11 protein-coding genes are annotated in these 11,725 nt (G+C 65.2%); 9 read left to right on the top strand and 2 right to left on the bottom strand.

What is annotated here, in order from left to right; genetic code table 11:
- Positions 1-299: 299 nt before the first annotated feature.
- Together Apa02nite_RS03360 and Apa02nite_RS03355 are read right to left on the bottom strand one after the other, a co-directional pair.
- Positions 300-1,883 (bottom strand): tyrosine-type recombinase/integrase, encoded by a 1,584-nt coding sequence (locus Apa02nite_RS03360; RefSeq protein ID WP_203823789.1) that lies wholly within the window; start codon positions 1,881-1,883, stop codon positions 300-302.
- Positions 1,884-2,281: 398 nt separating this feature from the next.
- Positions 2,282-3,934 carry a replication initiator gene (locus Apa02nite_RS03355; RefSeq protein WP_203823788.1) on the bottom strand — a complete coding sequence of 551 codons (1,653 nt, stop codon included), beginning with the start codon at positions 3,932-3,934 and terminating at the stop codon, positions 2,282-2,284.
- Between the two features lie 82 nt (positions 3,935-4,016).
- On the opposite strand from Apa02nite_RS03355, the gene Apa02nite_RS03350 reads away from it, so the two are divergent.
- The 9 genes from Apa02nite_RS03350 to dbpB (Apa02nite_RS03310) all read left to right on the top strand — a co-directional run bounded on the left by Apa02nite_RS03350 (position 4,017) and on the right by dbpB (Apa02nite_RS03310) (position 11,725).
- Positions 4,017-4,253 carry a hypothetical protein gene (locus tag Apa02nite_RS03350; RefSeq protein ID WP_203823787.1) on the top strand — a complete coding sequence of 79 codons (237 nt, stop codon included), beginning with the start codon at positions 4,017-4,019 and terminating at the stop codon, positions 4,251-4,253.
- A 476-nt stretch (positions 4,254-4,729) separates the two neighbouring features.
- On the top strand, positions 4,730-5,443 hold the full coding sequence (gene queC, locus Apa02nite_RS03345) for a 7-cyano-7-deazaguanine synthase QueC (protein WP_239164094.1): 714 nt from the start codon (positions 4,730-4,732) through the stop codon (positions 5,441-5,443).
- A gap of 6 nt (positions 5,444-5,449) precedes the next feature.
- Positions 5,450-6,088: a 7-carboxy-7-deazaguanine synthase gene (gene queE / locus Apa02nite_RS03340; RefSeq protein ID WP_239164093.1), complete on the top strand. Its 639-nt coding sequence runs from the start codon at positions 5,450-5,452 to the stop codon at positions 6,086-6,088.
- Complete coding sequence (queD, locus tag Apa02nite_RS03335) at positions 6,088-6,444, top strand: 6-carboxytetrahydropterin synthase QueD (protein WP_203823785.1); 357 nt, start codon at positions 6,088-6,090, stop codon at positions 6,442-6,444. Before queE ends, queD begins: the two co-directional genes overlap by 1 nt.
- Positions 6,444-7,244 carry a GTP cyclohydrolase FolE2 gene (folE2, locus tag Apa02nite_RS03330; RefSeq protein WP_203823784.1) on the top strand — a complete coding sequence of 267 codons (801 nt, stop codon included), beginning with the start codon at positions 6,444-6,446 and terminating at the stop codon, positions 7,242-7,244. Before queD ends, folE2 begins: the two co-directional genes overlap by 1 nt.
- Complete coding sequence (locus Apa02nite_RS03325) at positions 7,244-8,197, top strand: hypothetical protein (protein ID WP_239164092.1); 954 nt, start codon at positions 7,244-7,246, stop codon at positions 8,195-8,197. Before folE2 ends, Apa02nite_RS03325 begins: the two co-directional genes overlap by 1 nt.
- Positions 8,194-9,336 (top strand): DGQHR domain-containing protein DpdB, encoded by a 1,143-nt coding sequence (dbpB, locus tag Apa02nite_RS03320; RefSeq protein ID WP_239164091.1) that lies wholly within the window; start codon positions 8,194-8,196, stop codon positions 9,334-9,336. Before Apa02nite_RS03325 ends, dbpB (Apa02nite_RS03320) begins: the two co-directional genes overlap by 4 nt.
- On the top strand, positions 9,333-10,574 hold the full coding sequence (dpdA, locus tag Apa02nite_RS03315) for a tRNA-guanine transglycosylase DpdA (protein ID WP_203823783.1): 1,242 nt from the start codon (positions 9,333-9,335) through the stop codon (positions 10,572-10,574). Before dbpB (Apa02nite_RS03320) ends, dpdA begins: the two co-directional genes overlap by 4 nt.
- Positions 10,571-11,725, top strand: a complete 1,155-nt coding sequence (gene dbpB / locus Apa02nite_RS03310) for a DGQHR domain-containing protein DpdB (protein WP_203823782.1) — start codon at positions 10,571-10,573, stop codon at positions 11,723-11,725. Before dpdA ends, dbpB (Apa02nite_RS03310) begins: the two co-directional genes overlap by 4 nt.

The raw sequence follows: 11,725 nt of genomic DNA, 5'->3' as shown, positions 1-11,725 counted from the left end.
CTAGCGCCACCCGACGGCTCACCTCCCCGATTGGTCGTGAGCGGACCCGGGCCGTCCGCAGAGCCTGCTGCGAAGCGCTGAGACAGTCACTCCAGGAGAGGTGGGTTTGTATATGTCCAGGTCAGATACCATGATGGTGGACATGGAAGGGCGCCCGCCTTGGACCCCTTTACTCGGCCGAGTATACTTTTTAGTGACCTGGTAAAACGTTTGTTAGCACGTCGCTGGGGCTCCCAAATGCTGGGGGTCAAGGGGTCGCAGGTTCAAATCCTGTCAGCCCGACCAATCAAAACAGCAGGTCAGGGCCGGTGTCGCGGTAACGCGATCCGGTCCTGAATTGTTTCCGGGGTCCCTTTGGGAGAATTCTGGGAGACGATCTTCTCCCGGAGTAGCCGATCGAGTACCGCGACCGGCGAGCCGGGGGAGAGCAGTCGCCGGGCGTCGAGAGCGTCCTCCCACAGCTGTGTGAGCCCGGTCGTCAGCCGTCCGATCATCTCGGGTGTGACGTGCGCGTAGAGCGCCTGCACGGAGCTGTCGGAGTGCCCCATCTGGGCGTCCATCAGCGGCGACGGGGTGCCCATCAGGATCATGATTGTCTTGTAGGAGTGCCGCAGTCCGTGCGGTGTCAGGCCTGACGCGAGCGGGAGCCAGCAGGCATCCGCCCGGGTGGACGCTGCTCGGCCCCGGACCGGAACACCCGGCCACGGTTCGCCCACGACCGGCACCGGGCGGGCGACCTTCGGAGCTTTGGCCGGGTACCGGCCTGTCGCCGCAGGTTGGAACAGCCAGGTCGCAAACCCGTTCCGCCGGTAGTGCGCCGCTGCCGCACCTGTCGGGGCACTGCGTACGAAGCCCAGCCGGGCGATCACGTCCGTCACGGCGTTGCGGGTCACCTCCGCGACGGTCTCCGGACGGTTCAGCACGTTCGACACCGTCCCGGTCGACACCCCGGCAGCCCGCGCCACGTCGACCAGCTTCGGACCGGTCCGTCGCGCCGCTCCGTTGGCGGTGCCGTAGCCGCCGAACGCGTACCGCAACCCGTGGCAGGCACAGGGCTGCGGCGCAGTTCGAGAGATGAGGTCCGCCTGCAAGTCGCTCAGCCAGGTCGGCACGTGCACCGTCCGGTAGGAGTCGTCCTTGGGCGGGCAGCGGTGCAGCACGCCGTTGTCCAACTCGTAAAGCTGCCACTCGACCTGGACCACGCCCGGCCGCAGGAACCCCGTCTCCAGCCCGACGAGCTCACCCCAGCGCAGCCCGGTGAAACCGAGCGTCACCGCCGCCACGAACTCGTCGTCTCGCCCGGACAGCAGCGCCAACCGCTCCGCCAGCAGCACGATGCCGAGAGCCGTCGTGACCGTCTTCTCCGGCCCACGGCTCGGCGATCTGCCCGCGCGCTTCCCCCGGCCCCGCCGCTGGGCGGCCGGGTTCGACTCCCGCAACCCCTCATCCATGGCATCGGCCAGGATCAGGTGCAGGATCCTGCGCCACAGCCGCACGCTGGACTCCGCGTAGCCGAGCGACCGCTCGTGTTTCTGCCAGCGGGCCACGTCGGCGCTGGTGATGGCCGCCACCGCGTACTCCTGGAACGCTGGCAGGATGTGGTCCTCGATCGCGCGGCGGTAGTTCTGCAGAGTGGAGACGGCCAGGTCGAGCCGGTCGAACCATTCGTTGACGTAGTCGGCGAACAGCGTCCGCCCCGCCGCCCGGGGTGGCCGGCCACCGTTGCGGACGCGAGCCTCCGCGTCGTTCGCGGCCTGTTCGGCGTCGCGTCTGCTCCGGAACTTGACCGTCGCGCCGGTTTCATCGACCACCGTCAGGTAGCTGCCGGGCCCGGCCTTGTAACGGCCGCGCCAGTAGCTTCCGCGGTTCTCTGCGAATCCCATGTCTCTCCTTCCCCCTCGCTGTCTCTAGGCCGCTTCGCCGGACCCGCCGCCCGCGCCCGGCGAGGAACCCGGGCAACCAGGCGGCTGGTGCTCTCCGGTCTGGCTGGGACGGCCGTCCGCCTGGTGCGGCCCACCACGGGCGTCTCTGCTGGCTGAACCTCGGTCAACCGGGCGATCTCGGCGACGTGTTCCTCGGTGAAGCGGCAGCTGCCGCCTATCCAGCAGTACGGGATCCGGCGGTTCCGTGCCTGTTCCTTCACCCACCAGTGGGAGCAGCCCAACCGCTCCGCCACGTCAGCGGCACGGTAGAACGTCAGGCGCTCCGTTGCTCCCCCAGCCATGGGTTCGCCTCTCCTCTCCGGTCCAGTGTCAAGGTGGCCTTGACGGTCGATGGCCGTTCACGCGGCCAGGCTGGTCAGGTAGTGCCTGGCGGCGTTCTGGTGTTCTCGGGCCATCGCGGCGGAGGTGTTGGCGAGCATCGCGTCGGCGGGTGTCTGCCATCCGGCGCCCACGAACTGGAGGAAATTGACGACCAGCGTGGTCGGCGTCTCGCCCACGTCGACGTGTTCCGGCCCGGCAATCCGGGCACGTTGGAAAACGACGCGCCGGTTGCGCAGCAGGGCGAACGTGATCGAGTAGTGGCGGGATTTGGTGAGGAAGTGGCCGCCGAAGCCGAGCATGTGCGCCCACCGTCCGAGCCGCCGGAACGGGCTGCTCTCCGGTACCGGCCACAGTGCCTCCCGGCCGCGCGCGGCGCAGGTCGGGCAGACCCAGCGGTCGCTGTGCTGGCCGCAGCGTTTGCAGGTCCAGCGGGCGTGAGCGAGTCGCCAGCAGGCGTCGACGAGGCGTTCGACATGGGTGCCGCGCTGGTCGGCGTACAGGTCGATGGTGTCGGTGGTGATCCGGCCGGAGGTGTGTCCGGTGACCTCGGTCGACTTGGTGGCGTACTTGGCGAGGTACGCGGCGACCTGAGCGTCGGTGACCTCTCCCAGCGCGGCAACCGTGATGACCTTCGTCAGGACCTGGTCGCCCCAGCCGATGCGCCAGCCGCCCGGCTCGTGCGGGTGCGGGACGGTGGCGAAGACGACCGTGGTGGCGGCATGGTCGACGGCCGCGACGAGGTCGTCGGCGTCGAGGGCCGCCGGTGGCGCGACGGTGGAGTCGGGCCGGTCGGGGTCGAAGCCGTCGAGGCGGATGATGGCGTGGAAGTGCGCGACGCCGCGCCGTTGCATCTCGGCTGCTTTGCCGAACGACAGCCGCACCGGCAGCACCCAGCGGGTGCGGATCGTGCCGTTGCGCTCGTAGGTCATCGAGACTTTCGCCACGCCGCGTTCCCGGCACAGCTGCTCGATGTAGCGGCGGATCGTGATGGTCGTGCGCCGCCACAGTTCGCCCGCGTACAGGTTCCAGACGACCTGCCCGGCATGGTCGTAGCAGTCCAGGCACAGCGGCGTGCCGAGCCGGGGGTCGGCGAGGTCGTGGCGGGCGAAGCAGGCCAGCCGTGCCCCGTGCGGGCAGACGGTCAGGTCGCGGCGGGCGTGGCACGGCTCGGCCCGGCAGTCGCACTCGGTGCGGCGGGCGCAGGTGTGCTTCTTGACCCGCCGGGTGTGGACCTCACCGAACGATGGCGCGGTGAAGGTCGGGAACACCGCCGGGTGGCGCGCTACTTCGGCCGGTACGCCTTTGCCGCCGACGAGTCCGGCGCGGACCAGCTGGTAGGCGTCGTTCTGGTAGCGCTTGGAGCAGGCGGGGCAGACGCTGGCGCGGCGGTTGCCGCAGGGCTTGTAGATGGTCCCGTCCGGCATGTCTGCGGTGTGGCGCAGGTCGAGGATCCGGCCGGTCGCGGCTTCGATGGTGGTGAGGGTTCCGGCCAGCCGGACCGGCCGCGTGCACGCGGCGGCGGGTTGCACGTGCGAGAGCCAGGCGGGGAAGTCATCGCGGGCAGCGCGGGCGACCGCTTGCAGGCGCAGTTCGGGGGAGCGGCGGTACAGGACGAGGGTGGCCAGGTCGGCGCAGGCCGCAGCAGGTGCACATTCCGGGTGCGCCCTCATATGTCAACGACACGACCCCTGGCGACAACGACACGAGTGGGCCGGACTACGCCACGGAGGCGACCCGATGATGAGACGAGTAATGACCGGCGTCGCCGTCGCGCTTCTGCTGGCGGCCTGCGACTCACCAACCGAACCCGGCCCCGGCGCCTCGACGTCGCCACCGCAGTCGCCACTCCCTCCAGCGTCCACTGTCCAGCGTGCGACAGAGGCCGAACTCGCCGCGGTCTGTGACGCGCTGGACAAGGCGCTGACGATGCCGGACGACGAGGCTGTCCAATACGGTGCCAAGTTCAAGAACATGGCGCCGCCAAACTGAACCTGTTGACCAGCAACAACCCCAATGAGATGCGGTCTAAAAGACCGGCGAGCGTTCAGGCTCATCGTCGCTGGAGGGCCAACTGTCGGCTCCGGCAGGGGATCGCGGGTATCGGTGCGCCTGGCCCGGACGATCTGGCCGCTATCGGGCCTCAGTTACTAGCTGGTTCGACGGGTAGCGGCAGTGCAGTATCTAAGGGCTCTGGGCGAAGCTGCTGGGGTGAAACTGCGGACCCTTAGCTGCTTGCTGACTCGTCAGTTCAATCACGTAGAGGTCTACTCAGCTGGAGAGGGTTGATGCCGATCATGGCGACGTCGCGCAGCGTAGCGACTTGATGCCGTACGAGTGTTCCAGCGCGTCGTGTTCCATCCCTAATTCTCTTGCGCGCCTAAGTTCGGTAGGGTTGCGTGACTCAGAACAGAGAAACTACGACTTTGCTGTAGAGCCGGGTGGCGTAGTTTCTGTATGGAAGGCGGATGAAGCGCATGTCTGATGCGAAGCGGAAGGCGGTGGTCCTGCTCAGTGGTGGCCTTGACTCCGCGACTGTGCTCGCGATGGCCCAGCACGAGGGGTACGAGGCCTATGCGCTGAGTTTCCGGTACGGCCAGCGTCATACCGTCGAGTTGGACGCCGCTGCTGCGGTCGCGAAGCAGTTCGGTGTCCGTAACCACGTCATCGCCGATATCGACCTGCGGGCCTTCGGCGGTTCCGCCCTGACCGATGACAGGATCGAGGTGCCGCACTATGGCAGCGCCGATGACCTAGGTCAGGACATCCCGGTCACCTACGTGCCGGCGCGTAACACCATCTTCCTGTCCTTCGCTCTTGCCTGGGCGGAAACTCTCGACGCTTCCGACGTGTTCATCGGTGTGAACGCGCTCGACTACAGCGGATACCCGGACTGCCGGCCGGAGTTCATCGCCGCTTACGAGACGATGGCGAACCTCGCCACGAAGGCGGGTGTGGAAGGCCGCCAGCGGCTCCGGATCCACACACCGCTCATCACACTGACCAAGGCAGAGACGATCCGCCGCGGGCTCGAGTTGGGCGTCGACTATTCCCTGACGCACAGCTGCTACGACCCGGTCGATGGGCGGGCGTGCGGGACGTGTGACTCGTGCCTGCTTCGGGGCCGCGGGTTCGCCGAGCTTGGTCTCACAGACCCGGCCCTGGCGCCCGCTGCAGAGTGATCAGTGGTGTACCGGGTCAAGGAGATCTTCTACACCCTGCAGGGTGAGGGTACTCACGCCGGACGACCGGCTGTGTTTTGCCGGTTCACGAGTTGCAACCTGTGGACCGGTAGGGAGAAGGACCGGCGTCGGGCTATCTGCCAGTTCTGTGACACCGACTTCGTCGGCACGGATGGTCCCGGTGGGGGACGTTTCCGCACCGCGGCGGATCTGGCCGCCGCGGTGGCACGGGCTTGGGAGGGCGAGCCGCACGAGCGGAGTAAGCCCTATGTCGTCTGCACCGGTGGCGAGCCGCTGCTGCAACTCGACGATGATGCCGTGCGTGCTCTCCATAACGTCGGGTTCGAGGTGGCGGTGGAGACCAACGGAACGCAACCGGCGCCGGCCGGTCTCGACTGGATCTGCGTCAGCCCGAAAGCCGGGGCACCGCTTGTGCTGACTCGCGGGCATGACCTGAAGCTGGTCTTTCCGCAGGTGGGTGCCGAGCCTGAACTGTTCGAGAGCCTGGAATTCGAGCATTTCATGCTTCAACCGATGGACGGGCCTGACCGGGTGGCGAACACCGAGGCGGCCGTCCGTTACTGCATGAAGCATCCGCAATGGCGTTTGAGCCTGCAAACGCACAAGTACATAGGAATCGCCTGATGGAAATTTTCCGGGAATTTACCTTCGAAGCCGCACACCGGCTGCCTAACGTGCCGGAAGGCCACAAATGTGCCCGGTTGCACGGCCATTCCTACAGGGTTCAGTTACACGTCACGGGCGAGGTTGACCCGCAAGCCGGCTGGCTGATGGACTTCGGTGACGTCAAAAAGGCGTTCAAGCCGTTGCACGCCCAACTTGACCACTATTACCTCAACGAGGTGCCGGGGCTGGAAAACCCGACCAGCGAGGTGCTCGCCCGCTGGATCTGGGACCGGCTCATCGGCCAGTTGCCGCTGTCCGCCGTGATGGTTCGCGAGACGTGCACCTCCGGCTGCGTCTACCGGGGAGAGCAGTGATGTTGCCGGACGTGCAGGGGCTACCTGACGAGCGGGGTGTAGCCCTGGACGAGGTCGGCATCGAAGGGCTGCGGTACCCGATGCTGATCGCCGACGGGCAGGGGGTTAAAAGGGAGACGGTCGCCACGGTCGATATGTCAGTCAGTGTCGGGGCGGAAGTCAAAGGCGCGCATCTGAGCCGTTTCGTCGAGGTGCTGCACGCCTGGCGGGATCAACTCGATCAGGCAAGTGCGCTGAGCCTGGCCGAGGATGTCCGGAACCGGCTCGGCTCAAGCAGCGCCCGGGTCCAGATGTCGTTCGCCTACTTCGTCGAGCGTCAGGCGCCGGTGACCGGGGCCCGATCGTTCTCCGAGTATCAGTGCACCCTCTCGGTCGGCGCGAGTGATAAGGGCACATCGTTCCTGCTGAAGGTTCGGGTCCCGGTGACCAGCGTCTGTCCCTGCAGCAAGGCGATTAGCGACCGGGGAGCACACAACCAGCGGGGCTACGTCACCATCGAGGTCGAGCCCGAGCCCGGTGCGCAGATCTGGTTCGACGAACTCATCGATGTCGCGGAGGCGTCCGGCTCGTCGCCGGTGTACGCACTTCTAAAACGACCCGACGAACGGCACGTCACGATGGCGGGATACGACAACCCGGTCTTTGTCGAGGACATGGCACGCCATGTTGCAGTCGTACTGCGGAGCGACGTACGTGTCACCCGCTTCCGCGTGCGCGTCATCAACGAGGAGAGCATTCACAACCACGCCGCCTACGCGCAGTTGGGGTGGACGGCGACCACCGACCACAGGGACGTGTGATGTCCGAAGTGGCGCCGGCCGCCTCACCGATCCACCTTATTGTCACCTGCGCCAACCGAAAGAAAGTAGTGATACCGGAAGGCCTCCGGCTCGGAGATCTGCGGGAGTACCCGCCGGCAGAACGCTTCCCGGTGTGGGCGGAACGCCTCGCCACTACCACCACATTGGGCATTCCTGCGTTCGACCTTTACGCCGGAGAGCACTGGCAGGCCGTTCGAACCCTCCAGCAGACTGTGAACGACACCGCCAGTCTCTGGGTCTGCTCCGCGGGATACGGCTTGGTGCCGATGGACGCCGACCTCGCTCCGTATGCGGCTACTTTCGCGCCTGGTGAGCGTGACTCCGCAGGCTCGTCGCTGTTCGCGATGCGGGAATGGTGGCGACAGTTGACCCGATGGCAATGGCCAGCCGAGTATGCGCCACGGTCGTTCGCTGATCTGGCCAGGCAGGATCCGCGGGCCACCATCATCGCAGTGCTGTCCGAGTCATACATGCGGGCATGTGCCGACGATCTCCGGGAAGCGGCCACCTGCTTGGCTGATCCGGAGCAGTTCGCAATTCTGGGCCCGCCCAATCGGTGCGCGGAACTTGATAAGTTCGTCGTGCCGGTCACCGCCACGCTACGCCCTGTGGTCGGCGGCAGCATGCAAGCGCTCAACGTCCGCGCTGCCACGCACCTGCTGACCTTAGCGGGCAGCAACCTGGGATTCAGCGCTCTGCGCAAACTTGCCCAGGAGAGCACTGAGTCGGCTCCGCCGGATCCTGGTCGGCGGCCGGCGGGGAAGAAGTTGAACGACCACGAGGTGCGTAACTACATTCGTCAAGCCCTTGGTGACGGTGACGGGGTTGGGACAGCCACTCAATTACTCCGTCGGCTGCGTTCCTCAGGGCAATCCTGCGAACAGGCTCGTTTCCATGCGCTGTTCGCCGAGATCCGAGCGGAGGCAGTGTGACCGCGGATCCCTCGGCCAAGAAACTGGTCCGACGCGCGCTCCGGATCGAGCAGACCGGTAAATATCCGATGTTCATGTTCGCGTTGCGGGCTGACGAGGTTCTGCAGATCGCCGAGATATCCCGTGTGAGCCGGGACGAGGCCGGCAACCTTATTGGGTATCAGCGGCCGGAAGTACGCCGGCACGTTGCCGAGATCATCGAATACCTCAACACCGAAGGCTCTCTGTTTCCCAACCCCATAATTCTCGCGTTGTCGTCACGAAGCCGTTTCGAGTCGAGCCGGGGCCCAGGGGCCAGCGACGGACTTTCCACCTCCGGCAGACTGACGATCCCGTTGTCAGCGGAGGGAAAGCCCAAGCCCGCTTGGATCGTGGACGGTCAGCAGCGCGCTCTAGCTCTATCGCGTACCGACCGCAGCGACTTTCCGGTTCCGGTGACCGCCTTCGTGGCCGACAGCGTCAGCTTACAGCGCGATCAGTTCCTGCGGGTCAACAACACCCGCCCACTGCCCCGCGGGCTGGTCACCGAACTGCTTCCCGAGGTCGACAGTCCACTTCCGCCACGGCTGGCGATTCGAAAAGCGCCCGCGGCACTGTGTGACGTGCTCAACACGGATCCTAGTTCGCCGATGCACGGGTTGATCAAACGGGCTTCAACGGCACGGGATCAAGCGCCCCACGCAGTCATAGCCGACACCGTGGTCGTCAATATGCTGAACGAGAGTCTGGTCTCGCCGTCCGGTTGCCTATTTCCCTACCGAGATGTCAGCCGAAACGAGACCGACTTCGACGGCATTCTGCAGGCTCTCTTCACCTACTGGTCGGCCGTCCGGGACACTTTTCCGGACGCCTGGGGTAAGCCGCCGAGTAAGAGCAGGCTGATGCACGGTGCCGGAATTCGTGCGATGGGTCGGCTCATGGACCGCATTCTCGGGGTAGTCGATCCGCGTAGTCCTAAAGCTCCCGAGACTATTCGTCAACACCTTGCGCTTATCGCACCGTATTGCCATTGGACTGAGGGTAAGTGGGATGAACTCAACATGCACTGGAACGAGATAGAAAACATGCACCGGCATATTCAAGAGTTGTCCAGTTACCTGATTAGAATCCACCGGAATTCTCGGGTGGAATTGGCATGAGGTTCTTCTTTCCTGACAGTCAAGACCAAGTCAATCCCAGCTTTAACTTCCTCACCGAGGAGCATGATCCGTTCCGCGTTCGACAGCGCGACGATCTCTATGCTCACGAGGTACTGACCGGTGCCCCCTTTGATGGCCTGCTCGTCTCCAAGGCCATCGTCGATGGCCGGGTCGGCAGTAGCGCCGGCAAGTACACCGTTGCCCAGAGGCACCGCCTCTATCGGGAGGGCGCACGTCGATTCTTCCGGCTCGACCACGGCCACACCCCCCTCAAGATCATGGGGGACTGTGGGGCGTTCTCCTACGTTTCCGAGGTGGAGCCGCCGTACACGGTGGACGAGGTGATCGACTTCTATCACGGGTGCGGGTTTGACTACGGGATCTCCGTTGACCACGTCATCTTCCAGTACGACCCAGCCGCTAGCAGCGAAGCGGCCAAGAAACAAGGCTGGGTGGATCGCCAGCGGATCACGCTCGAACTCGCGGAAAAGTTTCGTGACCGCTCTGATGCGCGCGGAGTCAAGTTCACCGCGTACGGAGTGGCACAAGGCTGGAGTCCGGAGTCGTACGCCGCAGCGGTGGAGAAGCTGCAGGACCTCGGTTACCAACACGTCGCGCTCGGCGGGATGGTGCCGCTCAAGTCACGGGACATCCTGGCGTGCCTGGATGTCGTGAAGCCGGTACTCAAGGACGGTACGGAGGTCCATCTGCTCGGCGTGAGCCGATGCGACGATGTGCCGAAGTTTGCCGAGGGTGGCGTTACCAGCTTCGACAGCACCTCGCCGTTCCGGCAGGCGTTCAAGGATGACCGGGACAACTTCTACACGCCGTGGCGTACCTATGTCGCCCTGCGGGTGCCGCAGGTGGACGGCAACGCCAAGCTGAAGGCACGCATCAGGTCCGGTGAAATCAGCCAGGGCAAGGCGATCGACCTGGAACGCAAGGCGCTGGACCAACTCCGCCGCTTCGACAAAGACGATACGGACGTGGAATCTGTCGTGGAGGCGCTGCGAGAGTACAGCGACCTTTGGGACGGCAAGTCCGACCGCAGCAGCCAATACCGTGAGACACTCACCGACCGTCCCTGGCGAGACTGCTCCTGCGACCTCTGCAAGCAGCACGGCATCGAGATCGCGATCTTCCGTGGATCGGAACGCAACAAGCGACGTGGGTTCCATAACCTTTACGTCTTCGAACAGCAACTCCGCGCACGACAAGCAAGGAAGGACCCCGCGTGACCGAGACCTCCGAGCGTGACACCACCGGTACGGTGACCGAACTCCGGCTTCCCACGCTGAAGATCGACCAGGGACGCGGGCGTAGCCTTTTCACCTTCGCCGTCGACGGCAAGCTGGTGCCGCAGATCGCCACGGTCTCCCGAATCCGTCGTGACGCGAACACTGATCTGCACGGCTACCAGCGGCCCGAAGTGCTCAGCCATGTGGCGGCGATCCGCCGGTACATCGAGACCGACGAGAGCCCTCTGCTACCCAACGCCATCGTGATCGCGTTTGACGAGCGGGTCCGTTTCGAGCCGGCCGCCGGCGACAGCGCCGGCGTGCCGACCTATGTCCAGGCCGGCACGCTGGTTATCCCGCTGACCGACGGCCCCGACCACGAACGGCCCGGCTTCATCGTGGACGGACAGCAGCGCTGTGCGGCGATCCGGGACGCCCGGGTGGACCGATTTCCGGTCAGCGTCAACGCGTTCATCACTAGCGAGACCGCCGACCAGCGTTCCCAGTTCATTTTGGTCAACTCAACGAAGGCGCTACCCAAGGGCCTGATCCACGAGCTGCTGCCGGGCGCATCCGGCGCCCTGCCCACCTCGCTGCGGGTTCGGCAACTGCCAGCCACCCTGCTTGAGCGGCTCAACTTCGACCAGGTGCGTTCCCCGCTTTACCGCATGATCCAGACACCCACCAACCCCGGCGGGTACATCAAAGACAACTCCATGCTGCGGATGCTGGAGAACAGCCTCTCCGACGGTGCGCTGTACCGCTACCGCAACGACGATGGCCTACCCCGCACCGGTGAGATGCTCTCGCTGCTGTGCAATTTCTGGGCCGCGGTGGAGCAAGTCTTCCCCGATGCATGGAAGCTACCGTCCCGAAAGTCCCGCCTGATGCACGGCGCTGGCATCATCAGCATGGGCTACCTGATGGACGCGATCAGTCACGTCCGGGACAACGGCCACGAGCTCGTCAGCACCGAGGAGTTCGCCGCAGACCTCAAGACTGTGGTCGAGGACTGTCACTGGACCGAGGGTGAGTGGACCTTCCTCGACGGTGTCGTCCGCAAGTGGAACGACATCCAGAACACCCCGCGCGACATTCAGCGGGTAGCAGATCTGCTGCAGAATCGCTATCGCGTACCCCAGCTGCGCTGA

The organism is Actinoplanes palleronii (assembly GCF_016862315.1).
Lineage (GTDB): Bacteria > Actinomycetota > Actinomycetes > Mycobacteriales > Micromonosporaceae > Actinoplanes > Actinoplanes palleronii.
Note: the sequence above shows the minus strand (reverse complement) of the source record. Positions and strands in the feature narration are given on the sequence as shown.

Excerpts from the sequence above, each read along its gene's own strand:
- dpdA (WP_203823783.1), top strand. The coding sequence starts at position 9,333 with ATGAGGTTCTTCTTTCCTGACAGTCAAGACCAAGTCAATCCCAGCTTT.
- Apa02nite_RS03360 (WP_203823789.1), bottom strand. The coding sequence starts at position 1,883 with ATGGGATTCGCAGAGAACCGCGGAAGCTACTGGCGCGGCCGTTACAAG.
- queD (WP_203823785.1), top strand. The coding sequence starts at position 6,088 with ATGGAAATTTTCCGGGAATTTACCTTCGAAGCCGCACACCGGCTGCCT.
- Apa02nite_RS03355 (WP_203823788.1), bottom strand. The coding sequence starts at position 3,934 with ATGAGGGCGCACCCGGAATGTGCACCTGCTGCGGCCTGCGCCGACCTG.
- folE2 (WP_203823784.1), top strand. The coding sequence starts at position 6,444 with ATGTTGCCGGACGTGCAGGGGCTACCTGACGAGCGGGGTGTAGCCCTG.
- Apa02nite_RS03325 (WP_239164092.1), top strand. The coding sequence starts at position 7,244 with ATGTCCGAAGTGGCGCCGGCCGCCTCACCGATCCACCTTATTGTCACC.
- queC (WP_239164094.1), top strand. The coding sequence starts at position 4,730 with ATGAAGCGCATGTCTGATGCGAAGCGGAAGGCGGTGGTCCTGCTCAGT.
- Apa02nite_RS03350 (WP_203823787.1), top strand. The coding sequence starts at position 4,017 with ATGACCGGCGTCGCCGTCGCGCTTCTGCTGGCGGCCTGCGACTCACCA.